The 23710-nt window shown below is 72.8% G+C and carries 16 protein-coding genes and 1 tRNA gene; 4 read left to right on the forward strand and 13 right to left on the reverse strand.

From position 1 onward, the window contains the following. Positions 1–155 precede the first annotated feature (155 nt). From ACH5AO_RS13010 to ACH5AO_RS13025, 4 genes are all read right to left on the reverse strand, one after another. Positions 156–479, reverse strand: a complete 324-nt coding sequence (locus ACH5AO_RS13010; protein WP_398924300.1) for a hypothetical protein — start codon at positions 477–479, stop codon at positions 156–158. Further along, positions 476–844 carry a WhiB family transcriptional regulator gene (locus ACH5AO_RS13015; protein WP_398924301.1) on the reverse strand — a complete coding sequence of 123 codons (369 nt, stop codon included), beginning with the start codon at positions 842–844 and terminating at the stop codon, positions 476–478. The genes ACH5AO_RS13010 and ACH5AO_RS13015 overlap by 4 nt, the downstream gene beginning before the upstream one ends. Before the next feature lie 167 nt (positions 845–1011). After that, positions 1012–1326 carry a hypothetical protein gene (locus ACH5AO_RS13020; protein WP_398924302.1) on the reverse strand — a complete coding sequence of 105 codons (315 nt, stop codon included), beginning with the start codon at positions 1324–1326 and terminating at the stop codon, positions 1012–1014. A 163-nt stretch (positions 1327–1489) separates the two neighbouring features. After that, the gene (locus ACH5AO_RS13025; protein WP_398924303.1) at positions 1490–3781 is read right to left on the reverse strand and encodes an ATP-dependent DNA helicase UvrD2; all 2292 of its coding nucleotides are present in this window, start codon (positions 3779–3781) and stop codon (positions 1490–1492) included. Between the two features lie 100 nt (positions 3782–3881). Here ACH5AO_RS13025 and ACH5AO_RS13030 point away from each other — a divergent pair, with 100 nt between their 5' ends. Continuing rightward, positions 3882–4139, forward strand: coding sequence for a mycoredoxin (locus tag ACH5AO_RS13030; RefSeq protein ID WP_398924304.1), 258 nt, complete (start codon positions 3882–3884; stop codon positions 4137–4139). A 75-nt stretch (positions 4140–4214) separates the two neighbouring features. On the opposite strand, the gene ACH5AO_RS13035 is transcribed toward ACH5AO_RS13030, so the two are convergent. From ACH5AO_RS13035 to ACH5AO_RS13060, 6 genes are all read right to left on the reverse strand, one after another. Next, a tRNA-Trp gene (locus tag ACH5AO_RS13035) sits at positions 4215–4289 on the reverse strand. Positions 4290–4373: 84 nt separating this feature from the next. Beyond that, positions 4374–5318: an NAD(+) diphosphatase gene (nudC, locus tag ACH5AO_RS13040; RefSeq protein ID WP_398924305.1), complete on the reverse strand. Its 945-nt coding sequence runs from the start codon at positions 5316–5318 to the stop codon at positions 4374–4376. A gap of 149 nt (positions 5319–5467) precedes the next feature. Continuing rightward, positions 5468–6880 (reverse strand): dipeptidase, encoded by a 1413-nt coding sequence (locus tag ACH5AO_RS13045; RefSeq protein WP_398924306.1) that lies wholly within the window; start codon positions 6878–6880, stop codon positions 5468–5470. Between the two features lie 10 nt (positions 6881–6890). Then, positions 6891–10418 (reverse strand): ATP-dependent DNA helicase, encoded by a 3528-nt coding sequence (locus ACH5AO_RS13050; RefSeq protein ID WP_398924307.1) that lies wholly within the window; start codon positions 10416–10418, stop codon positions 6891–6893. Between the two features lie 100 nt (positions 10419–10518). Continuing rightward, positions 10519–13827: an ATP-dependent helicase gene (locus tag ACH5AO_RS13055; RefSeq protein ID WP_398924308.1), complete on the reverse strand. Its 3309-nt coding sequence runs from the start codon at positions 13825–13827 to the stop codon at positions 10519–10521. A 257-nt stretch (positions 13828–14084) separates the two neighbouring features. Continuing rightward, positions 14085–14471, reverse strand: a complete 387-nt coding sequence (locus tag ACH5AO_RS13060) for an MGMT family protein (protein WP_398924309.1) — start codon at positions 14469–14471, stop codon at positions 14085–14087. A gap of 185 nt (positions 14472–14656) precedes the next feature. On the opposite strand from ACH5AO_RS13060, the gene ACH5AO_RS13065 reads away from it, so the two are divergent. The 3 genes from ACH5AO_RS13065 to ACH5AO_RS13075 all read left to right on the forward strand — a co-directional run bounded on the left by ACH5AO_RS13065 (position 14657) and on the right by ACH5AO_RS13075 (position 20626). Further along, positions 14657–17332, forward strand: a complete 2676-nt coding sequence (locus ACH5AO_RS13065; protein WP_398924310.1) for a lysylphosphatidylglycerol synthase domain-containing protein — start codon at positions 14657–14659, stop codon at positions 17330–17332. Positions 17333–17401: 69 nt separating this feature from the next. Further along, positions 17402–18952, forward strand: a complete 1551-nt coding sequence (locus ACH5AO_RS13070; RefSeq protein ID WP_398924311.1) for an alpha/beta hydrolase — start codon at positions 17402–17404, stop codon at positions 18950–18952. Between the two features lie 168 nt (positions 18953–19120). Then, positions 19121–20626 (forward strand): alpha/beta hydrolase, encoded by a 1506-nt coding sequence (locus tag ACH5AO_RS13075; RefSeq protein WP_398924312.1) that lies wholly within the window; start codon positions 19121–19123, stop codon positions 20624–20626. A 71-nt stretch (positions 20627–20697) separates the two neighbouring features. Here ACH5AO_RS13075 and moeZ read toward each other — a convergent pair whose 3' ends face one another. The 3 genes from moeZ to ACH5AO_RS13090 form a co-directional block, all read right to left on the reverse strand. Then, complete coding sequence (gene moeZ, locus ACH5AO_RS13080; RefSeq protein ID WP_398924313.1) at positions 20698–21876, reverse strand: adenylyltransferase/sulfurtransferase MoeZ; 1179 nt, start codon at positions 21874–21876, stop codon at positions 20698–20700. 63 nt (positions 21877–21939) lie between these two features. Further along, the gene (locus tag ACH5AO_RS13085) at positions 21940–22695 is read right to left on the reverse strand and encodes a spherulation-specific family 4 protein (RefSeq protein WP_398924314.1); all 756 of its coding nucleotides are present in this window, start codon (positions 22693–22695) and stop codon (positions 21940–21942) included. After that, complete coding sequence (locus ACH5AO_RS13090; protein WP_398924315.1) at positions 22683–23690, reverse strand: NAD-dependent epimerase/dehydratase family protein; 1008 nt, start codon at positions 23688–23690, stop codon at positions 22683–22685. The genes ACH5AO_RS13085 and ACH5AO_RS13090 overlap by 13 nt, the downstream gene beginning before the upstream one ends. Positions 23691–23710 lie beyond the last annotated feature (20 nt).

A 23710-nucleotide genomic window follows, 5' to 3' on the forward strand; every position in this document is an offset into this window, starting at 1 on the left:
CCGCCCCCCCCCCCCCCGCCGGGCCCCCCCCCCCCCCCCCCCCCCCCCCCCCCCCCCCCCCCCCCGGGGGGGGGGGCCGCGGTCCCCCCCCCCCCCCCCCCGCGGGGAGAGCTGGGCCTCCGGACTGGGGAGACCGCCGCTTCAGGTGGTACCGGTTACTGCATGACCGCCATGGCGAGCGCGCGGCGGGCGCGCCGGGAGGCGCGCTCGGCCCGGCGCTGCATCCGGCGAGCGGTCACCAGGCCCGCGGCCCGGCGCTCCCGCTGCGCCTCCTGCAGTCGCTCGTGCATATGCGCACGGGCCAGGGCTTCTGGGATGAGTTGCATCTCTCGGGTCCTGTTCTGGCGCGAGTCGTTCGCACCGCTGGTGGTGAAGTCTTCGGTCGCGGAGCCTGCGGGCTCGTGAGTGGACGGCATCATCGGGGCCTGCTTCTGGGGGTCGTGCGTGAGGGGGCGGTCGATCGTTCCTGGGGTGTTCATGCCGTGACCGGGTTCTTGCGCGGGCGGCCACGCGGCCGCTTGCGGGCGACGACAACTCCCTGGACGAACAGCTCGCCACCCCAGACGCCCCAGGGCTCGCGCCGCTCCTTGGCGCCGGCGAGGCAGGCCTCGATCAGCGGGCAGGTGCGGCAGAGGGACTTGGCGTACTCGACGTCCGCCGGCGACTCGGCGAAGAAGACCTCCGGGTCGTAGGAGCGGCACGGGACGGGTACGCCGAGGTTCTCGATGGCGTCGTCGAGCGCGGTGAGCGCGGTGAGCGGAGTCAAGGTCGGGTCCTCCGTGGAGCCGGGCTTGGGGATCGTGTCGGAAGGCGGTACGAACGGGACGTGCGCTTCGAGTTGCACGGGTCGTCTTCCTCGTCTGGTCGTTTCCGGCCGGTCGGCCGGGTGGCGGCTGGTACCGGGGTCTTTTCTTGTCCCGGGGCGCTTCGTTCTCCCCGCTTGAGGGAAAACAGAAGGGCCGCGGATCCCGGATGGGGTTCCGCGGCCCTGAAGGCGCCGGCCTGATCGGATCAGGCTGGATCACTCCAGGGTTCTGGCCCACGGAAGGCCCACATCAGGTGGTGCTGCGTCGTCTGCTTCCGGAATCCGGCACCGGCTGCCGCAAAGGCATAGGCCTTCGCCTGTGCCACTACCGCTTCCAGTGCCTCGGTCGGTCGCTCATCGCGCTCACGGACGGCAGGAGCCGCGGGAGCAAGGGAGGACGCCAGGTGTGCGGCACGGATGCCGGACAGACCGGTGCCCTGGTTCGAGGCGCCGAGCATGCACAGGGAGACGGCCGAGCGATCGGTCAGTTTGACGCTGGTGCTGGTGTTGATGCTGATCACTGGACTCGCCTCCTCTCGGCGTCTAGGGGACCGGGGTGAGCCGGTCCGCGGATATGCAAGTACAACACGGAGTCAGGGCCTTGGAGAAGGCCACCGTCCCCGTGCCTAAGAACCTATGGGGATTGCCGGGGCATGCGCAAACTATTTTTCCGACGAGTTGGGATCAGTCCTGATCCCGTTCCCCGTCGATGTCACGACCTGCGCAGATGGCCAGGACATCGGTTCCGTAGCGGCTCAGCTTGCGCATCCCCACTCCGGGGATCCTGGCCAGTGCGTGCGCGTCGTCGGGGACCGTCTCGGCGATGGCCATCAGCGTCTTGTCGGTGAAGACGCAGAAAGCCGGCTGCCCGCTGCGTCCCGCCTGGTCGGCGCGCCACTCACGGAGCCGCTCGTACAGGCCCTCGTCCATGTCGGTGGGGCAGTCCTCGCAGCGCATCAGCTTCATCTCGCCCGCGTCGGTCAGCGTGCGGCCGCACACCCGGCAGCGCGCGGGGCTGCGCTGCCCGCGCCTCGGACGCCGGACGTCCGAGGCGGACGCCGCCCCGGACGAGCCGTGCTCCACACCTCCCGTGCCGACCGCGCCGCCACGGCCCGCGGCGGCGTTCGAGCCGGGACGCAGCCCTTGGAGGAAACGGCTGGGGCGACGGTTCGGCCGGCTTCCGGGTGACCGGGAGAGCGCCCAGGAGAGATGGAGGCGCTCGCGGGCGCGGGTGACACCGACGTAGAGGAGACGGCGCTCCTCCTCGATCTGCTCGTCGGTCTTTGCGTAGGTGATCGGCATCATGCCCTCGGCGACGCCGACCAGGAAGACGACGTCCCACTCCAGGCCCTTGGCCGAGTGCAGCGAGGCGAGGGTGACGCCCTGGACGGTCGGGGCGTGCTGGGCGCCGGCCCGCTCGTCGAGTTCGGCGACGAGGTCGGCGAGGGTGGCGCCGGGCCGGGCGGCGGCGAAGTCATGGGCGAGGTGCACCAGCGCGGCCAGTGACTCCCAGCGCTCCCGGACCGCTCCGGAACCGGCCGGCGGCTGGGGTGTCCAGCCCTCGCCCGAGAGCACGGCGCGCACCTGGGAGGGCAGGTCGGGGGCGTCGTCGAGGAGGGTGTCGTTGCCGCCGAAGCGGGCCGCGCCGCGCAGGGCGATGCCGGCCTTGCGCACCTCGGGACGGCCGAAGAACCGCTCGGCCCCTCGCATCTGGTAGGGCACGCCGGCGTCGGCGAGGGCCTGCTCGTAGGTCTCGGACTGGGCGTTCGTCCGGAACAGGACGGCGATCTCGCTCGCCGGGACCCCCGCGTCGATCAGCTCACGGATGCGGCGGGCGGCACCCTCCGCCTCGGCGGGCTCGTCGGGGTACTCGGTGAAGACCGGCTCGGTCCCCGCGGCGCGCTGGGAGACCAGCTCCAGCCGGTGGTCGGCGGCCCGGCCACGGGCCTGGGCGAGCAGGCCGTTCGCCAGGTGGACGACCTGGGGGGTCGAGCGGTAGTCACGGACCAGCTTGACGACGGTGGCCCCGGGATGGCGGGTGCGGAAGTCGAGCAGGTGGTCGGGGGTTGCGCCCGTGAACGAATAGATCGTCTGGCTGGCGTCGCCGACCACGCACAGGTTCTCCCGCTCGCCGAGCCACAGTTCCAGCAGGCGTTGCTGGAGGGGGCTGACGTCCTGGTACTCGTCGACGACGAAGTGCTGGTACTGGGCGCGGACCTGCTCGGCGATGTCGTGCCGGTCCTGCAGGACCGCGACGGTCAGCAGCAGCACGTCCTCGAAGTCGATGACGGCGCGCTCGCGCTTGAGGTCCTCGTAGGCGGAGTAGAGCTGGGCGATCTCGGCGGGGTCGCGGGGGGACTCCCGGCCGGCCTTGGCGGCGGCGGCCGCGTAGTCGGCCGGGACGGTCTGGGTGACCTTGGACCACTCGATCTCCGCGGTGACGTCCCGCAGCTCGCCCCGGTCGAGCCGGATGCGGCAGGCGACGGCCGCGTCGGCGACCAACTGGATCTTGCGGTCGACGAGCCGGGGCAGGGAGCCGCCGATCGCTTTCGGCCAGAAGTACTGGAGCTGACGCAGTGCCGCGGAGTGGAAGGTGCGGGCCTGGACGCCGACGGCCCCGAGCTGGCGCAGCCGGCCGCGCATCTCCCCGGCGGCGCGGTTGGTGAAGGTGACGGCGAGCACGCTGGAGGGCTGGAGGATGCCCGCGCGCACCCCGTAGGCGATCCGGTGGGTGATCGCCCGGGTCTTGCCGGTGCCGGCGCCGGCCAGTACGCACACCGGTCCCTGCAGGGCGGTGGCCACGGCGCGCTGCTCGGGGTCGAGCCCTTCGAGCACCGCGTCGGCCGAGTCCGGTACCCGTGGGAAGAGGGTGGAGTGCGTTGCTGCTGTCACACAGCCATGCTGCCAGGTCGCCGGAGACGGATGAGCCGGTTGTCCACAGGGAGGGCCTCGCGGTCGTACTAATGCGGCGGGCATCACGGGGAGCCGTGCGGCACCCGGCGGGAATACTTGCGCTTTCACGTACGTTCCTCCCGCATCGAGGACTTCCCCGAGCCGCCGAAGGAGCGCGAGAGTCATGCAGAGCACTGTGACGATGTACAGCACCACGTGGTGTGGCTACTGCCGTCGGCTGAAGAGTCAGCTGGACCGCGAGGGCATCGCGTACACCGAGATCAACATCGAGCATGACCCGGAGTCCGCGGCCTTCGTCGAGAAGGCGAACGGCGGGAACCAGACGGTGCCCACGGTGCGCGTGGTCCCCTCCGTCGGCGGTGACGAGGTCGTGATGACGAACCCGAGCCTCGCCCAGGTGAAGCAGGCCCTCGCGGTCTGACGTCCTCCTGCGTCGTGCCCCCTCCGGTCGAGGTCACCGGAGGGGGCACGCTCGTGTTCAGGGGCGCGGGGAGGGCGGAACCGGCCGGATTCGAACCGGCGTCCTCGCGGTTTTGGAGACCGCGCGCGACGACCCCTGCGCTACGGCTCCGTCCGGCCCGACAGCGTAGCCGGTGTGCGGGACGGAGCCCCGGCTGCGTGGCGCCGGGGCTCCGCCGGAGTCCTGGGCGTCCCGTCAGAAGGCGCCGCGGGTCGGCAGCTCCTTGCCGTACCAGCGCTCGATCAGGCGGGCCGCGATCGAGATGCCGTACGGCGGGAGCACCTCGCCGGACTCGAAGGCGGCGCCGAGTTCGTCGCGGGAGAACCAGCGGGCCTCGTGGATCTCGTCGCCGTCGACGTCGATCTCGGTCGTGGTGGCGCGGGCGGTGAAGCCCAGCATGAGGCTGGACGGGAAGGGCCAGGGCTGGCTGGCGACGTACTCGACCTCGCCGACGCCGATGCCGACCTCCTCGTGGACCTCGCGGCGCACCGACTGCTCGATGGACTCCCCCGGCTCGACGAATCCGGCGAGCGTGGAGAAGCGGCCCTCGGGCCAGTGGACCTGGCGGCCGAGCAGGATGCGGTCCTGGTCGTCGACGACGGCCATGATCACCGCGGGGTCGGTGCGCGGGTAGTGCTCGGCGCCGCAGGCGGGGCAGCGGCGGATGTGTCCCGCGGCGGCGATGACGGTGCGCTCGCCGCAGCGGGAGCAGAAGCGGTGCAGCCGCTGCCAGTTCTCCAGGGCGACCGCGTGCACCATCAGGCCGGCCTCGCGCGGCGACAGGAGCAGTCCCGCCTCCCGCAGGCCCGCCGGGCGGGCGGAGTCGTCCATGCGGCCGGGCAGGGAGTCCTTCTGGAGGGCGAAGTAGCTGACGCCGTCCTCGTCGTTGCCGAGGAAGTAGCGGTGGGCCTCGGTGAGCGGGGCCTCGAAGGACGGGGTCATGACGAGTTCGGTACGTCCGTCCGCCGCCTCGTCGATGAGGACCTGACCGCCGGAGACCACGAAGCAGCGGGTCGAGGGGTGGCTCCACGCCGCCGCGAGCCATGCCTCGTCGAGCCGGTGGTGGGCGGCGCGGTCGATGCCGCTCGGGGCGGTGAGCGAGATGGGTCGGTCGGCGGTGTGGTCGGTCCAGGTGGTCACGGGTGCTTCCAACTCCCCCGGTGGAACGGATTGGGTCGGCGGGCGGTTCGGCGGGACGTGCGGCGGGAGGGACCGGGTCCTGCGGGGCGTGGCGGCGGGTCCCTTCCAGTGTGCCCCGCGCGGGTGTCCGGTCCGGACGGTGTGCGGGATCAGGGGGCGGGCCGCCAGTGCTCGGCGAGGTCGCCCCACAGGTACGCGCTGGTCTCGACGCCTTTGAGGAGCAGGTCCAGGTCGACCTTCTCATTGGGGGCGTGCCAGCCGTCGGACGGGACGGAGATGCCGAGGAACAGCACCGGTGCGCCGAGGACGTCCTGGAGGTCGGCGGCGGGTCCGGAGCCGCCCTCGCGGGTGAAGCGGACGGGTGCGTCGAAGGCGCGGCCCATCGCGCGGGCCACGGACCGCAGGGCCGGGTGGTCCAGCGGTGTCAGGCAGGGGCGGGTGGCGGGGCTGAAGGAGATCTCGTGGCGGATGCCGTCGGGCAGCTGTCCGGGCACCCAGGCGCCCACGGCCTCGCGCACGTGCTCGGGGTCCTGGCCGGCGACGAGCCGGAAGGAGAGCTTCACCATGGCGGAGGACGGGATGACCGTCTTGCTGCCGGGGCCCTGGTAGCCGCCGCCGATGCCGTTGACCTCGGCGGTGGGGCGGGCCCAGACGCGCTCCAGAGTGCTGTACCCGGCTTCGCCGTGGGTGCCGTGGGACCTGGCGGTGCGCAGCCACTGGTCCTCGTCGAAGGGCAGCTCGGCGAAGAGTTCGCGTTCGCGGTCGGTGAGCTCGACGACGCCGTCGTAGAAGCCGGGGATCGCCACGCGCGCGTGCTCGTCGTGGAGGGCGGCCACCAGGCGGGCGACGGCGGTGGCCGGGTTGGGCACCGCGCCCCCGAAGGAACCGGAGTGGATGTCCTGGTCGGGTCCGTACAGCCGGATCTCGCACTCGGCGAGGCCGCGCATGCCGGTGCACACGGTGGGGGTGTCCTCGGACCACATGCCGGTGTCGGAGACGATCACGGCGTCGGCGGTGAGCCGGTCCGCGTGCTGTTCGACGAGCGCGCGGAAGTGCGGGGAGCCGGATTCCTCCTCGCCCTCGATCAGCAGTTTCAGGTGGACGGCCGGGGTGGTGCGGCCGGTGGCGGCGAGGTGGGCGCGGACGCCGAGGGTGTGGAAGAACACCTGGCCCTTGTCGTCGGCCGCGCCGCGCGCGTAGAGGCGGCCGTCGCGGACGACGGGTTCGAAGGGCTCGCTGTCCCAGCCGTCCTCGCGGGCCGCGGGCTGCACGTCGTGGTGGCCGTAGACCAGCACGGTGGGTGCCCCGGGGTCGGCGGAGGGCCATTCGGCGTAGACGGCCGGGGCGCCGGGGGTGGGCCAGACCTCGGCGGTCGGGAAGCCGGTCTCCTTGAGTGCGGCGGCGAGCCAGTCGGCGCTGCGGCGCACGTCGGGCGCGTGGTCGGGCTGGGCCGAGACGGACGGGATGCGCAGCCACTCGGTGAGGTCGTCGAGGAAGGCGACACGGTGCTGTGCGATGTACGTACGGACGGCGCTGACGGCGGTGTCAACGGACTGGCTCATGTCCTCGAGCCTATCGGCCCGCGCCGGTGTCCTCGGAGTGCGGTATCTCACCGGGCGGCTCCCCGAGCAGCAGCCGCTCCAGCTCCGCGCGGCCGGGCAGGGGGTCGGGGCGGACGACCTCACCGGTGCGTACGTACAGGAACGCGGCCGTGACGGTCTCCGGGGGGACGCCCTGCTGTTCGGCCCAGGCGAGCCGGTAGACGGCGAGCTGGAGCGGGTCGGCGGTGCGGTCGCGGCCGGTCTTCCAGTCGACGATCTCGTACGTCGTCCCGTCCTCGTCGTCCTTCCGGTAGACGGCGTCGATGCGGCCGCGGACGACGCGGCCGGCGAGCGACAGCTGGAAGGGGGCTTCCACGCGGTGGGGCGTGCGGTGGGCGTACTCCGTGCGTTCGAAGGCTTCCTTGAGGGCCTCCAGGTCGTGTTCGTCGGCGATCTCGGCGTCGCTGCCGGGCAGCTCGTCCGGGTCGAGCATGGGCAGGGTCAGTTCCTCGAAGCGCGCCTCGACCCAGGCGTGGAAGCGGGTGCCGCGGCGGGCCGCGGGCTGCGGTGGGCGGGGCATGGGGCGGGCCAACTCCTGGGCGAAGCCGTCCGGGTCGGCGGCCAGGTGCAGCAGCTGGGAGGCGGTCAGCGAGGCGGGCAGCGGTACCTCGGTGACGCTCGCGCGGAGGTGCAGGAGCTCTCCGGTGAGGGCGTCGAGGTCGCGGTCCCAGGAGGCGACGGTACGGGCCTCCTCGGGGGTGAGAGGGGGGCGCGACGGGTGGGCGGGCTCCGCCGGGACGGGGCGTGTGGTGGGTTCCGGCGCCGTCGCCTGGTGCGGGACGGTGGGGCGGGCGGTGCTCCAGGAGTCCCAGTCGTCCGGGCCGGCGTCGGCGAAGGGGTCCTCCTCGGGGAGGGGGTCCTCGTCGTCGGGCGGTGGCGGCCAGTCCGGGTCGTCGTGGGTGTCCGGGTCGTGTACGGCCGTGGCGGGGCCGTCCGGGTGGGCGGCGAGGCGGTGGAGGTGGGCGAGGACGGTGTCGGCGGCCGCGCGGCGGCGGGCGAGGGCGGCGTCGTCGAGGGGCAGGGGCCACACCTGGTCGTCGACGGCCCGGTGCAGGGCGGGGTTCTCCTCGTCCTCGGCGGGCTCGTCGGCCCACGCCTCGATCTCGCCGTGTCCGGCGGCGCAGTGCGCGTGGAGGGCGTGGAGGAAGTCGGAGGGCCCGCGCGGTTTCTTCTGGCTGGGCCCCCACCAGTGGCCGGAGCCGAGGAGCAGTGAGCGGGGGCGGGTGAAGGTGACGTATCCGAGGCGGAGTTCCTCGGTGTGCTGGTGTTCCTTCATGGCCTCGTGGAAGGCCTTCAGGCCGCGGGAGTCCCAGGACTCGACGTCGGGCAGGGTGTCGGCGTCGCCGCGCAGTCCGTGCGGCAGCACCTTGCCCTGCGCGGTCCACTTCTCGCGGCCCTGGCCGCTGGGGAAGGTGCCGGTGACCAGTCCGGGGACGGCGACGACGTCCCATTCGAGGCCCTTGGACTTGTGCGCGGTGAGGACCTTGACGGTGTTCTCGCCGCCGGGCAGCGCGTTGTCGAGGCCCTTCTCGTACTGGGCGGCGGTGCGCAGGAAGGCGAGGAAGGCGAGCAGGGTGGCCTCGTTGTCGCCGGCGGCGAAGGACGCGGCGACGTCGAGGAAGTTGGAGAGGGTCTCGCGCCGGCGGGCGGCCAGGGCGTGCGGGGAGGCGGAGAGTTCGACCTCCAGGCCGGTGACGGCGAGGACGCGGTGCAGGACGTCCATGAGGGGGTCGGCGAGGGAGCGGCGCAGCTCGCGCAGTTCGGTGGCCAGGCGGGCGAAGCGCACGCGGGCGTCCGGTGAGAAGGGCAGGCCGTCGTCGTCCCCGCGGCCGTCCAGCGGTGTCTCCAGGAAGGTGTCGAGGGCGTCGGCGAGCGAGATCACCTCGGCCGGGTCGACGCCCTCGACGGCTTCGGCGAGCCGCCGGTCGGGGTCGTCGCCGTCCACGCGCGCGTGGGAGACGAGCCGTCGTGCGCGCCGCCCCAGCAGGGCGAGGTCGCGGGGGCCGATGCGCCAGCGCGGGCCGGTCAGCAGCCGTACGAGGGAGGCGTTGGCGCCGGGGTCCTGGAGGACCTCGCAGACGGCGACCAGGTCGGCGATCTCGGGCAGGTGGAGCAGCCCGGACAGGCCGACCACCTCGACGGGGACGTCCCGCGCGACGAGGGCGCCCTGGATCTCGGCGAAGTCGCCGGCCGTGCGGCACAGCACGGCGATCTCGCCGGGGGCCTTGCCGGTGTTCACGAGGTGGGCGATGGAGTCGGCGATCCAGTCGATCTCCTCCGCGTGGGTGGACAGCAGGGCGCAGCGGACGGTGCCGTCGCGTTCGGCGCCGGGGGCCGGGCGGAGGGCCTCCACGCCCGCGTGCATGGCGCGCAGCGGCTCGGCGAGGCCGTTGGCGAGGTCGAGGAGGCGGCCGCCGCTGCGGCGGTTCTCGCTGAGGGACTGGCGGGTGGCGGGGCGGCCGTCGGCGTGGGCGAAGTGTTCGGGGAAGTCGTCGAGGTTGGCGACGGAGGCGCCGCGCCAGCCGTAGATCGCCTGGCAGGGGTCGCCGACGGCGGTCACCGGGTGGCCGGTGCCGCCGCCGAACAGGCCGGCCAGCAGGACGCGCTGGGCGACGGAGGTGTCCTGGTACTCGTCGAGGAGGACCACGCGGAACTCGTCGCGCAGGAGGCGGCCCACCTCGGGGAGGGCTGCGAGCCGGGCGGAGAGGGCGATCTGGTCGCCGAAGTCGAGCAGGTCGCGTTCACGTTTGGCGGCCCGGTAGCGCAGCACCAGGTCGGCGAGCTCGCGCCGCGCGGCGGCCGCTTCGGGGACCTTGCGCAGGTCGGCGTTGGTGAGCCTGGTGTTCTCCAGGGTGCGCAGCAGCTCGGCGTCGTGGGCGCGCAGGTCCTCGGGCCGTACGAGGTGCTCGGAGAGCTCGGCGTCGAGGGTGAGGAGGTCGCCGACCAGGTCGGGGAAGGAGCGGGTGAGCGCCGGATAGAGGCCGGGGGCCTCGCGCAGGACGCGCGCGGCGAGCTGGTAGCGGGTGGCGTCGGCGAGGAGGCGGGAGGTCGGTTCGAGGCCGATGCGCAGGCCGTGGTCGGTCAGCAGGCGGCCGGCGAAGGCGTGGTACGTGGAGATCACGGGCTCGCCCGGGGGGTGGTCCGGGTCCGACGGGAAGGGGTCGGCGCGAAGCGCTGTCGTCGAGGGGTGCTGGCCGGGTGACGGGAGGGGGTCGGGGTCGGTGACGCCGGCCTTGATCAGCGCCTTGCGGACGCGTTCGGCGAGTTCACCGGCGGCCTTGTTGGTGAAGGTGAGGCCGAGCACCTGTTCGGGGGCGACCTGGCCGGTGCCGACCAGCCACACCACGCGGGCCGCCATCACCGTCGTCTTGCCCGACCCGGCTCCGGCCACGATCACCTGCGGGGCGGGCGGCGCGACGATGCAGGCCGTCTGCTCCGGGGTGAAGGGGATGCCGAGGAGCTCCTTGAGCTGATCGGGATCGTTGATACGGGCGGGCACACGCAGAATCTAGCGGCGGTCACTGACAACGGACGCCGTCGGAGCGCTCCGGGAGTGGAGAACCGCAGGTCGGTGCGGGGGGTGCGATGCGTCACGCCGGTCACTCGACCACGTGCCGCCCTTCGGGCCGGGCGCTGCACGAGGCGCGGAACGCGCAGTGGGCGCAGTGCTGGCCCGCGGTCGGGGTGAACCGTTCGTCGAGGACCTTGCCGGCGGCCGTGGCCAGCAGGTCACCGATCCACTCCCCCTCCGGCGGCTCCTGGGCCTGCACCTTGGGCAGGGTCTCGCCGCCGTCCCGTTTGGCGGCCCCCTGGCGCAGCTGGACGAGTTCGGCACCGCCCGGTTCGGGGCGCTCGCCGCCGAAGAGGTCGTCGACGGCGCCCTCCTGGACGGCGAGCTGGTAGACGGCGAGCTGGGGGTGGCGCTCCACCTCCTTGGCGCTGGGCGCCTGTTTGCCGGTCTTGAAGTCGACGACGTACGCGCGTCCCTCGCCGTCGGCCTCGACGCGGTCCATCTGGCCGCGGACACGGACCTCGTAGTCGCCCGCTTCGAGGGTGACGTCGAAGTCGTGTTCACTGGCCACCGGGGTGCGTCCGGAGCGGTCCATGACGTGCCACTCGAGGAAGCGTTCGAGTGCCACGCGCGCGTTCTCCTTCTCCTGCGCCGACTTCCACGGCGCGTCGAAGGCGAGCGCGTTCCACACCGAGTCGAGGCGCTCCATGAGGACGTCGAGGTCGGCCGGGGTGTGCCCGGAGGCCACCTCGTCGGCGAGGACGTGCACCACGTTGCCGAAGCCCTGGGCGGCGGTCGCGGGTGCGTCGGCCTTCACCTCGCGGCCCAGGAACCACTGCAGGGCGCAGGTGTTGGCGAGCTGGTCTAGGGCGCTGCCGGAGAGCACGACGGGCTGGTCGCGGCTGCGCAGCGGCACCTTGCTCTGCGTGGGCTCGAACATGCCCCACCAGCGGTAGGGGTGCGCGGAGGGCACCAGGGGGCGGCCGTCCTCGTCGGCGAGCGCGGCGAGCCGGGCCAGCCGCTGGGCGGCGGCCTCCCGCAAGGTGTCGGAGACCCGGGGGTCGACCGTCGTGGCGCGCAGTTCGGCGACGAGCGCGGCGACGGACAGGGGGCGGCGCGGGCGCCCGGTGACGTCCTTGGGCTCGACGCCCAGTTCGGTCAGGAAGCGGGAGGGCTGGTCGCCGTCGTCGGCGGGCGCCTTCACGGCCGTCACGACGAGCCGTTCACGCGCACGCGTGGCGGCGACGTAGAACAGGCGGCGTTCCTCGGCGAGCAGCGCGCCGGGGGTAAGGGGCTCGGCGAGTCCGTCGCGGCCGATGCGGTCGGCCTCCAGCAGGGAGCCGCGGCGGCGCAGGTCCGGCCACAGTCCCTCCTGGACGCCGGCCACGACGACCAGGCGCCACTCCAGGCCCTTCGAGCGGTGCGCGGTCATCAGGCGCACGGCGTCGGGGCGGACGGCGCGCCGCGTGAGGGTGTCGGCGGCGATGTCCTCGGCCTCGATCTCCTCCAGGAAGTTCAGGGCGCCCCCGCCGCCGGTGCGTTCCTCCGCGCGGGCGGCGGTCGCGAACAGCGCGCACACGGCGTCGAGGTCCCGGTCGGCGTTGCGGCCGGCCGCGCCGCCGCGCCGGGCGGAGCGTTCCAGGCGCCCCGGCCACGGTGTGCCGTCCCACAGGTCCCACAGGGCCTCCTCGGCCGTACCGCCGCCCGCCAGGCGCTCGCGGGCCCGGCGCAGCAGGCCTCCGAGGCGCTGGGCGCCCCGCGCGTAGGCGGGGTCGTGCACGGAGAGCCGCTCCGGTTCGGCCAGCGCCCGCGCGAGCAGCTCGTCCGAGGGCGGCGGCAGCGGGTTGCCCGCGGCCCGCTCCTCCTCGCGCAGGGCCCGTCCGAGGCGGCGCAGATCGGCGGCGTCCATGCCGGCGAGGGGGGAGGTGAGCAGGGTGAGGGCGGTTTCGGTGTCGAGCCAGCACGCTTCCGCTTCGGGGCCGGGCCCCGCGTCCTCCCGTTCGCCCGCCTCCGCCGTCGCCACCGCGCGCAGGGCCGTCAGCAGCGGGGCCACCGCGGGTTCGTGGCGCAGGGGCAGGTCGTTGCCGTCGATGTCCACGGGGACGCCCGCCGAGGTGAGCGCGCGGCGGACGGCGGGGAGGGTCCGGGCGCCCGCCCGGACCAGGACGGCCATGTCGTTCCAGGGAACGCCGTCCTCCAGGTGCGCCCGGCGCAGGATGTCGGCGATGTTGTCCAGCTCCGTGCCGGACGTCGGGTAGGTGTACACCTCGACCCGGCCGCCGTCCCGGTCCGGGGTCAGCTCCCGGTGGGCGCGGGCCTTCTCGGCGGGCAGGCGGGGCAGCGGCATGCGCCGGGTGAGCCGTCGGGTGGCCTCCAGCAGGGCGGCGCCCGAGCGCCGGGAGGTGCGCAGCACCGCGACCGGGGCCGGGCGGCCGTCCGCGCGGGGGAAGGTGTGCGGGAACTCCAGGATGCCGCCCACGTCCGCGCCCCGGAAGGCGTAGATCGACTGGTCGGGGTCGCCGAAGGCGACGAGGGTGCGTCCGCCGGCCAGTGCGCGCAGCAGCCGTACCTGGGCGGGGTCGGTGTCCTGGTACTCGTCGACGTAGACGGCGTCGTACCGCGCGGCCAGCTGTCCGGCGATCTCCGGGCGGCCGGCGAGGAGCACCGCGCGGTGGACGAGTTCGGCGTAGTCGAGGACGCCCTGCAGGTCGAGGACGTCGAGGTACTCGGCGAGGAAGGCGGAGGCGGCACGCCAGTCGGGGCGTCCGATGCGGCGGGCGAAGGCGTCCAGGGCGTCGGGGCCGAGGCCCAGTTCGCGGCTGCGGGCGAGCACCGCGCGGACCTCGTCGGCGAAGCCGCGGGTGGTCAGGCAGGCGCGCAGCTCGTCCGGCCAGCGCACATGGGCGAGTCCGAGCCGTTCCAGGTCCACCTGGCCGGCGAGCAGCTCGCGGACGGTGACGTCCTGCTCGGGGCCCGACAGCAGCCGCAGCGGCTCCACGAAGAGGCCGCTGTCCTGGTGGGCGCGGATCAGGGCGTAGCAGAACGAGTGGAAGGTGGTCGCCTGCGGGGCGCGCGCGGTTCCGATGCGCAAGGACATGCGGTCGCGCAGCTCGACGGCCGCCTTGCGGCTGAACGTCAGCACCAGGATGCGCTCGGGGTCCCCGCCACGGGCGATCCTCGCGGCCACGGACTCGACCAGGGTGGTGGTCTTTCCGGTACCCGGGCCTGCGAGAACGAGCAGCGGACCGGTCCCGTGGTCAACCACGGAGCGCTGTGCGGCGTCCAGTCGAGGGGGATTCACGCGGGCCGGCGGGGTACGCACCAGTCGATAAGCGCCACGGTTCCCCCGCCGCACCTGGGGGTGCGACAGGCCGTTGGTGGAGGAAGAGGAGCTCACGTGGTTCGCCGGTCCTGGTGGGTGTGCTGTGGGGCCGTTCGCCGCGTGTGCGGGACGGGGGGCGCGGGGTGAAGGGGGCGCGCGCAGCCGACGCTACGCCGGTGAAAAGTACGGAAGCAGGCTTTCCGCTTCTTCCCTCCGGCCACTCCGGCCGCACATGTCCCTTGCCTCACGAACGTACGTCATGCCACGAATGTGCTCCGTGTCACCTCGGGGGAACAGGGGTCACACGGCGGCGTGCGCGAGGGCGGAAGCTGTCAGGTGTGACCCTCGGTGCACCCGCCGCCGTCCCACCGCGCCCGCCTCATGTCGAGGCGCGGCACATGGCCCTCCGCGGCCCGGCCCGCCCCCTTCAGGGGTGTGCCCTCCGCGCGGTAGTGGCCGAGGGCCCTCAGCTCGTGGCCCGGCAGCAGCACGCCGTCCGCGCGGACGACACGCCACCACGGCACCGCTCCCCCGTACAGGGCCATCACGCGCCCGACCTGCCGGGGCCCGCCCTCCCCCAGCCACTCGGCCACGTCCCCGTACGTCATGACACGTCCCGGCGGGATCAGCTCGGCCACCTCGAGGACCCGCTCGGCGTACTCGGGCAGGGCGTCCGGGTGCTCCGGACCGCCGTCGGGCGGAAGGCTCTCCTGACTCATCCGGCCCATCCTGCCCCACCCCACCGACAACGTGACGCGTTCGCGCGTGTGCGCACGGCTCGCTCCGGAGCGGCGCTTCGGGCAGACTGTGCCGCCCGCGTTCGGACCCTGATGCCCCCTTGTGTCGGTACGGCATGCCACCATCGTGCGGGCGGTGACTGGTGATACAAGATCGAGAAGAGACGATGAAGCAGCAGGGTGCGCACCCCGAAGGCACGGAGGGCACCCCTGACGCCTCGTCGCGCCCGGACGCCGCGGACCCCGAGACGGCGCACATCGACGAGGTGGAGGGCGACGAACCGCTGCTCCCCGCGCGGGTGCACCGCCCGTCCGACCTCATGCGGCTCCTGGCGGGCGTCCTCGCCGTCGTGGTGCTGCTGGCGATCGCCGCGTTCGCCCACGGCACCACCTCGGGCCTGGAACAGGACATCAACAAGGGCACCGGGCAGGCGCCCGACCTGCTCATCAAGATCGCGGGCCTGGCCTCCAGCATCGCGATCCTCCTGGTGCCGGTGGCCTTCGCCATCGAGCGGCTGATCAAGCGGGACGGACTGCGGATCGCCGACGGCGTGCTCGCCGCCGTCCTCGCGCACGGTGTGACACTCGCCACCGACCTGTGGGTCGCCCGTGCCGCTCCGGACTCGATCCAGGAGGCGCTCACCCAGCCCTCCCCCGGCGACATCCACGCCCTGACCGACCCGGTGCACGGCTATCTGGCCCCGGTGATCGCGTACATGACGGCCGTCGGGATGTCCCGCAGACCCCGGTGGCGCGCGGTGCTGTGGGTGGTGCTGCTCCTCGACGCCTTCTCGATGCTCGTCACCGGGTACACGACACCGTTCTCGATCGCCCTGACGGTCCTGATCGGCTGGACCGTCGCCTACGGCACCCTCTACGCGGTCGGCTCGCCCAATGTGCGCCCCACCGGCCGCACCCTGATGGCGGGCCTGCGCACCGTCGGCTTCCGCCCCGTGACCGCGTCCCGGGTGGAGTCCGGCGACGCCGCCGAGACCGGGGACCGGGGACGCCGGTACTTCGTCACCCTGGAGGACGGTCCTCCGCTGGACGTCACGGTGGTCGACCGTGAGCAGCAGGCACAGGGGTTCTTCTACCGCGCGTGGCGCAACCTGGCCCTGCGCGGCTTCGCCACCCGCAGCAGCCTGCAGTCACTGCGCCAGGCGCTGGAGCAGGAGGCGCTGCTGGCCTACGCGGCCATCGCGGCCGGCGCCAACGCGCCCAAGCTGATCGCGACCTCCGAACTCGGCCCCGACGCGGTGATGCTCGTCTACGAGCACAGCGGCGGGCGCACCCTCGACTCGCTGCCGGACGAGGAGATCACCGACGAACTGCTGCGCGACACCTGGCACCAGGTACGGGCCCTGCAGTCCCGTCGCATCGCGCACCGCAGGCTGGTGGGCGACGCCATCCTGGTGGATCGTTCCGGCACGGTGATCCTCACCGATCTGCGCGTCGGCGAGATCGCGGCCGGCGATCTGCTGCTGCGCATGGACACCTCCCAACTGCTGGTGACGCTGGGGCTCAGGGTGGGGGCCGAACGCGCGGTGGCCTCCGCGCTGAGCGTCCTCGGCCCCGACACCGTGGCGGACTGTCTGCCGATGCTCCAGCCCATCGCGCTGAGCCGCTCCACGCGCGGGACCCTGCGCAAGCTGGCCCGGGAGCGGGCGGAACGCGAACGCGAGGCGGTCCTGGAGGCCTACCGGCAGTCCAAGCCGGCCCGCGCGGAGCACGGCGCCCACCAGATCGTGCTCGACAAGCCCGACAAGAAGGCCGTACGCGCGGAGCAGCGGGCCGAGAAGCGGGCCGTCGACGAGGCCCTGGAGGAGGCGCGCGAGGAGGACCTGCTCACCCAGATCCGGCACGAGGTGCTGCGGATCAGGCCGCAGGCCCCGGTGGAGCCGGCCCGCCTGGAGCGGGTCCGGCCGCGGACCCTGATCAGTTTCATCGCCGGTGCGATCGGCGCGTACTTCCTGCTGACGCAGCTCACCCACATCGAGTTCGGCCCGCTGGTCGAGAACGCGGAGTGGGGCTGGGTGGCCGCGGCGGTGCTGTTCTCGGCGGCCAGTTACGTCGCGGCGGCCATGGCCCTGCTCGGGTTCGTACCCGAGCGGGTGCCGTTCGTGCGGACCGTGGCGGCACAGGTCGCCGGGTCGTTCGTGAAGATCGTCGCCCCGGCCGCGGTGGGCGGCGTCGCCCTGAACACGCGGTTCCTCCAGCGCGCGGGGGTGCGGCCGGGGCTCGCGGTGGCGAGCGTCGGCGCGTCGCAGCTCTTCGGACTCGGCTGCCACATCCTGATGCTGCTGGCCTTCGGCTATCTCACCGGAACCGAGAAGACGCCCTCCCTCTCACCGTCCCGCACGGTGATCGGGGGCCTGCTGACGGTGGCGGTGCTGGTGCTCGTGGTGACCTCGGTGCCGTTCCTGCGGAAATTCGTCGTCACGCGCGTGCGGTCGCTCTTCGCGGGGGTCGTACCGCGCATGCTCGACGTGCTGCAACGGCCGCAGAAGCTGGTCACCGGCATCGGCGGCATGCTGCTGCTGACGGCCTGCTTCGTGATGTGCCTGGACGCCTCGATCCGGGCGTTCGGCGACGAGACGACCTCGGTCAGCATCGCCAGCGTCGCCGTCGTCTTCCTCGCCGGCAACGCACTGGGGTCGGCGGCCCCGACGCCGGGCGGTGTCGGCGCGGTCGAGGCGACCCTGACGGTCGGTCTCATCGCGGTCGGACTGCCCAAGGAGGTCGCCGCGCCGGCGGTGCTGCTCTTCCGGCTGCTGACGCTCTGGCTGCCGGTGCTGCCGGGCTGGCTGGCCTTCAACCACCTCACGCGCAAGGCCGCCTTGTGAGCGAGGGCCCTGTACCTCGTACGGCCCGTGTCCCGCGCGCCCCGCTCCGGGCGGCCGCAGGATGGGACCATGCCCCACCCCTTCCGTCCGCGTGCCGCCGCCCTGACCGCCTGCGCCGTGCTGCTGACCGCGCTGCTGACCGGCTGCGGTGAGGACGACGACAGGGACGAGGACCTGACGGAGCAGCAGCTCGACTGGACGGACTGCCCGGCTCCGTCCGAGGCGCAGGGCGGGGGTCCCGCCCCGTCGCCCCTCCCCGGCGGCCGAGGCGCATGGAGTTGCGCCACCATGAAGGCGCCGCTGGACTGGGACGATCCTCGGGGTGACACCATCGACCTCGCGCTGATCCGGGTCAGGTCGAGCGGCGCGGCGAGCGAACGCATCGGCTCCCTGATCTTCAACTTCGGCGGCCCGGGCGGCTCCGGCGTCGCCGCGCTGCCCGGGTTCGGCGAGAAGTACGCGACCCTGCGCACCCGCTACGACCTGGTGAGTTTCGATCCTCGCGGGGTCGGGCGCAGCGCGCCCGTGACCTGTCTGGACGACCAGCGGCTCGACACGTACCTCCAGCAGGACGCCACCCCCGACGACCGCGCCGAGCGCACGGAACTCCTCGACAGCACCGAGGAGTTCAACGCGGCCTGCGAGAAGAACTCCGAGCGGGTGCTGCCGCATGTGCGCACCACGGACGCCGCCCGTGACCTGGACCTGATGCGCCAGGTCCTCGGTGACGACCGGCTGCACTACTTCGGCGTCTCCTACGGCACCGAACTCGGCGGCGTCTACGCCCACCTGTTCCCGAAGAAGGTGGGCCGCGCGGTGTTCGACGCGGTCGTCGACCCCACGGAAACCGCGGAACAGGGCTCGCTCGGACAGGCGCGGGGGTTCCAGCTCGCCCTCGACAACTACGCCGAGGACTGTGTCTCGCAGAACGAGGAGTGTCCCGTCGGCGACAGCGCACAGGAGGTGAAGGACCGGATCGCCGAGCTGCTGGAGGACCTCGACGGCACACCCGTCCCCGGCGTCTTCCCGCGCGAACTGACCCAGTCCCTGGCGGCCAACGGGATCCTGCAGGCGCTGTACTCGAAGGACCTCTGGAAGTTCCTCACCGACGGTCTCGCCCAGGCGTACGACGGTGACGGAACGATTCTGATGGTGCTGTCCGACTCACTGAACGGGCGCAGCGAGAACGGCGAGTACAGCAACCTCATCCCGGCCAACGTGGCCATCAACTGCGCCGACGACGAACCCCGCTACACCGCCGAGGACGTGGAGCGCCGGCTGCCCGAGTTCCGGGCCGCGTCCCCGCTGTTCGGGGAGTACCTGGCGTGGGAAATGGTCGGGTGCACCGACTGGGCGGTGCCCGGGGCCGCCGAACATCCGGACGTCCACGCCCCCGGTGCCGCTCCGATCCTGGTGATCGGCAACACCGGCGACCCGGCCACACCGTACGAGGGGGCGCGCAGGATGGTGCGCGCGCTCGGTACGGGCGTGGGTGTGGAGCTGACGTACGAGGGGCAGGGGCACGGGGCCTACAACAGCGGGAACAGGTGCGTGCGGGACGCGGTGCACGGCTATCTCCTGGACGGAAAGGTGCCGGAGGCCGGGACCGTCTGCTCGTAAGCGGTCCTGCGGTCTGTGGTCCTGCGGTTCCGTTGTTACGCGGTTCTCCGCAAAACAGCAGGTCATAGCGTTATCCACAGGTCGCCCCGACGGATGGCGAATCTGCCTACCATGGCTCGACCGCCATCCGCGGCACCTGCGGACGGCCAGCGAGGGGGGAATTGGCTCATGACCCGTTTCACACGGTGGACGGCCCTGACGGTCGCCGCCGCGCTGCTGGCGGCCGGCTGCAGCGGCGGCTCGTCGGACGACGACTCCGGCAATGGCGGAAAGGACGGAAAGAGCGGCGGGACGGCGCTCGACTGGGGGCGCTGCAAGGCCTCCGGGGACGCCCCCGCACCGGGCGAGGACTGGCAGTGCGCCACCCTCCGGGTGCCGCTGGACTGGTCGAAGCCGGACGGCTCGACGATCGGGCTCGCCCTGATCCGGGCCGAGGCGACGGGCGAGGACCGCCTCGGCTCACTGCTGTTCAACTTCGGCGGACCGGGCGGGTCCGGCGTGTCGATGATGCCGTCCTACGCCACCACGGCCTCCGCACTGCGCGAGCGGTACGACCTGGTGAGCTGGGACCCGCGCGGGGTCGCCGCCAGCGAGGGTGTCCGCTGCCGCAGCGACAAGAGCATCCAGGCCGCCGAGTCGTCGGTGGACGGCACCCCGGACACCCCGGCCGAGGAACGGACGTTCCTCCAGGACGCCGCCGACTTCGGCAAGGGCTGCCAGGACGCCGCCGGGAAGCTGATGGCCCACGTCTCGACCACCGACACCGCTCGCGACATGGACCGCATCCGGCAGGCCCTCGGCGACGACCGGCTGAACTACTTCGGCATCTCCTACGGCACCGAGCTGGGCGGCGTCTACGCCCATCTCTTCCCCGAGAAGGTGGGGCGGATGACGCTCGACGCGGTGGTCGACCCGAGCGCCGACACCGTGGGCCACGCCAAGAACCAGACCCGGGGCTTCCAGACGGCCCTCGACAACTACCTGAAGTCCACCGGGCGGGACCCCGAGCAGGGTTCCCGGGAGATCGCGGAGCTGCTGGAGCGGATCGACTCCGACCCGTTGCCGACGTCGTCGTCCGGGCGCGAGCTGACGCAGACGCTGGCACTGACCGGCATCGTCCTGCCGCTGTACAGCAAGACCAGTTGGCCGGTGCTGACCAGCGCGCTGGAGGCGGCCGAGGAGGGTGACGGCACGGAGCTGCTGGCGCTGGCCGACGGCTACAACGAACGCGACGCCTCGGGGCGGTACGGCACGACGACCCACTCCCAGCGGGTCATATCGTGCCTGGACGACAAGCAGCGTCCGACTCCGGAGGAGACGAAGGAGCTGCTGCCCAAGTTCGAGGAGCTCTCGCCCGTGTTCGGGGCCTTCCTCGGCTGGGACACGGCCGGCTGGTGTCACGACTGGCCGGTGCCCGGTCAGTTCGACACCCCGGAGGTGAGCGCGCCGGGCGCGGCACCGGTCCTGGTCGTGGGCAACACCGGCGACCCGGCCACACCGTACGAGGGCGCCCGGAAGATGGCGGACGAGCTGGGCGAGGACGTCGGTGTGGTGCTCACCTGGAAGGGCGAGGGCCATGGCGCGTACGGCAGTGGGAGCGACTGCGTCGACTCCACGGTGAACGCGTACCTGCTGGACGGCACGGTGCCCGAGGACGGCAAGATCTGCTCGTGACGACGGCGGGGGCTCCGCGCACTCGTGGTGCCCGGAGCCCCCGCGTCGGCTCGTGTTCGTACCGGGGTCGGTCAGTAGACCGGCTTCTCCGGCTCGATCTGGTTGACCCAGCCGATCACGCCGCCGCCCACGTGGACGGCGTCGGCGAAGCCCGCGGACTTCAGGACGGCGAGGACTTCCGCACTGCGGACACCCGTCTTGCAGTTCAAGACGATCTTCTTGTCCTGCGGCAGGCTCTCCAGGGCGTTGCCCATGAGGAACTCGTTCTTGGGGATCAGGCGGGCGCCCGGGATGGACACGATCTCGAACTCGTTCGGCTCGCGGACGTCGATGAGCTCGATGTTCTCGCCGTCGTCGATCCACTCCTTGAGCTGCTTGGGAGTGATCGTGGAGTCGGCGGCCGCCGCCTGGGCCTCCTCGGACACGACGCCGCAGAAGGCCTCGTAGTCGATGAGCTCGGTGACGGTCGGGTTGTCGCCGCAGATCGCGCAGTCGGGGTCCTTGCGGACCTTGACCTGGCGGTACTGCATCTCCAGGGCGTCGTAGATCATGAGCCGGCCGACCAGCGGCTCACCGATGCCGGCGAGCAGCTTGATCGCCTCGTTGGCCTGGATGGAGCCGATGGACGCGCACAGCACGCCCAGGACGCCGCCCTCGGCGCAGGAGGGGACCATGCCGGGGGGCGGGGGCTCCGGGTAGAGGCAGCGGTAGCAGGGGCCGTGCTCGGACCAGAAGACCGACGCCTGGCCGTCGAAGCGGTAGATCGAACCCCATACGTACGGCTTGTTCAGCAGCACGCAGGCGTCGTTGACCAGGTAGCGGGTCGCGAAGTTGTCCGTGCCGTCGACGATCAGGTCGTACTGGCTGAACAGGTCCATCACGTTGTCGGCCTCGAGCCGCTCCTCGTGGAGGACCACGTTCACGTACGGGTTGATGCCCTTGATCGTGTCACGCGCGGACTCGGCCTTGGGGCGGCCGATGTCGGACTGGCTGTGAATGATCTGGCGCTGCAGGTTCGACTCGTCGACCTCGTCGAACTCCACGATGCCGAGCGTGCCCACGCCCGCCGCGGCCATGTACATCAGACCCGGCGAACCCAGGCCGCCGGCGCCCACGAAGAGCACCTTCGCGTTCTTCAGCCGCTTCTGCCCGTCCATGCCCACGTCGGGGATGATCAGGTGGCGGGAGTACCTGCGGACCTCGTCTACGGTGAGCTCGGGGGCCGGCTCGACCAGGGGTGGCAGCGACACGGGGACTCCGTTGGTCGGTCAATCACTACGGTTGTTCTTCACTCAACACTGCCATGGCCTTTTTCATTCCGAGACACCCGTCCCGACACGCGAGACGATGTCGTCCCAGTAGCCGGGCAGGGGCTCCCAGGGGGCAGTGCGGGCGCGGTGCCCCCTGGGGTGGGTGTAGTCCGTGAAGTAGATCGTCGCGGCGCCCTGCCAGCGGGCGACGCGCAGGGCCTCGTCCAGGTGCGGGCGGGGCACTCCGTGCACGAAGTGACAGAAGCGTTCGGGCGGGTGGTCGGCGGTCCACTCCGCCACCTGCGACCAGCGGTAGTCGCTCCACGGGCCGGAGAAGGTGACCAGCTGGTCGGCGTGTTCGGCGTATCCCGGGTACGGGTGGGTGCCGTGGCCGAGGACGACGTGGGCGTCATGGAGCGCCCGGAGTGCGGTGATCGTGCGCCGGATCCCGGGGAGCGCGGCCCGGTCGGCGGGACAGCGGTCCAGCAGGAAGCCGTCGACCTGGTACCAGTCGATGAAGCGGTGGGCGTCCGAGATCACCTCACCGAACGCACGGGTGCCGTGTGCCGTGTCGAGGCGGCCGAGGACGCGGACACCGGCGTCGCGGAGGCGGCCGACCGCTTCCAGGCAGTGCGGGTCGGGCCGGATGCCGGGGCCGTCGGCCACGTCGAGGGTGACCCAGTGCAGAGGGGTGCCCCGGCGGGCGAGTTCCCTCCACTCGGTCGGGGCGACGAGGGGGTGCGCGAGGCCGGGGACGCCGATGTCCGTACGGACGCCGGTGCTCGCCGTACCGGCTTTGACGCTGGTCAGATACGGCATGCCGCCTCCATCCAGATGTCGGCGAGGGACTCCTCGAGGTTGATCCGGGGGCGCCAGCCGAGGCGGTCGCGGGCGGTGCGGACGTCGGCCTGCTGCCAGCTGCCGCAGCCGTCGGGGTACGGGAAGGCGACGGGGGTGGTGGGGGGGTGGTCGAGGTCGGGACGGGGGTGGCCGATCGTGGTGCGGAGGGGGGCGGAGGGGTGGGGCGCGTGGGGTACGTGCGGTGGGTGTGGGCCCGGAGGGGTGTCCAGTTCGTTGAGGGCGCCGCCGTAGCCGGCCACCCTGGCGAGGATCCCGGCGGCGTCGCGGAGCCGGACGGCGCGGCCCGAGCCGATGTTGATGACGCCCTGCGCGGCGGAGAGGGAGGCCGCGTGGACGGCGCGGGCCACGTCGCGGACGTCGATGAAGTCCCGTTGCGCGCCGAGACCGCCGAGCTTCAGCTCGTTGTCGCCGGACTGCATGGCGCGGCGCATCGCCTCGGCGAGGCGGCCGAGGGGGGAGCCGGCGGGGGTTCCCGGCCCGACGGGTGAGAAGACCCGGAGGACCACGGCGTCCAGGCCGGAGCCGAGGACCAGCTCGGTGGCGGCGAGCTTGCTGACGCCGTAGGGGCCGCCGGGGCGGGGGACGGCGTCCTCCGCCGTGGACGAGCCGGGCTGGCTGGGTCCGTACTCCGAGCCGCAGCCGATCTGTACGAGCCGTGCGCCGCAGCCGCTGCGGCGGAGGGCCTCGCAGACGGTGGCCACGGCGACGGTGTTGTGCCGGGTGAGTTCGCGGGCGCCGCCTCTCGTGGTGCCGGCGCAGTTGACGACCACGCCGGGGTGGACGGCGTCGAGGAACCGGGTGAGGGCGCCGGGGCTGCCGGTGGCGAGGTCGAAGCGGACGTCGGCGTCGTCGCCGCGGCCGAGCGCGGTGAGCTGGACGGCGGGGTCGGCGAGGAGGCGGTCGGTCACGAAGCGGCCGATGTAGCCGTTGGCTCCGATCAGGAGGACTCTCATCGGGCGGCTCCTTCGGCGTC

This window comes from Streptomyces sp. NPDC018964 (assembly GCF_044390325.1).
Classification (GTDB): domain Bacteria; phylum Actinomycetota; class Actinomycetes; order Streptomycetales; family Streptomycetaceae; genus Streptomyces.

Coding starts and splice junctions, on each gene's coding strand:
- ACH5AO_RS13045 (WP_398924306.1), bottom strand. CDS start 6,880: ATGAGCCAGTCCGTTGACACCGCCGTCAGCGCCGTCCGTACGTACATC.
- ACH5AO_RS13070 (WP_398924311.1), top strand. CDS start 17,402: ATGCCCCACCCCTTCCGTCCGCGTGCCGCCGCCCTGACCGCCTGCGCC.
- ACH5AO_RS13060 (WP_398924309.1), bottom strand. CDS start 14,471: ATGAGTCAGGAGAGCCTTCCGCCCGACGGCGGTCCGGAGCACCCGGAC.
- ACH5AO_RS13065 (WP_398924310.1), top strand. CDS start 14,657: ATGAAGCAGCAGGGTGCGCACCCCGAAGGCACGGAGGGCACCCCTGAC.
- ACH5AO_RS13025 (WP_398924303.1), bottom strand. CDS start 3,781: ATGCCCGCCGCATTAGTACGACCGCGAGGCCCTCCCTGTGGACAACCG.
- ACH5AO_RS13010 (WP_398924300.1), bottom strand. CDS start 479: ATGAACACCCCAGGAACGATCGACCGCCCCCTCACGCACGACCCCCAG.
- ACH5AO_RS13030 (WP_398924304.1), top strand. CDS start 3,882: ATGCAGAGCACTGTGACGATGTACAGCACCACGTGGTGTGGCTACTGC.
- ACH5AO_RS13085 (WP_398924314.1), bottom strand. CDS start 22,695: ATGCCGTATCTGACCAGCGTCAAAGCCGGTACGGCGAGCACCGGCGTC.
- ACH5AO_RS13075 (WP_398924312.1), top strand. CDS start 19,121: ATGACCCGTTTCACACGGTGGACGGCCCTGACGGTCGCCGCCGCGCTG.
- ACH5AO_RS13090 (WP_398924315.1), bottom strand. CDS start 23,690: ATGAGAGTCCTCCTGATCGGAGCCAACGGCTACATCGGCCGCTTCGTG.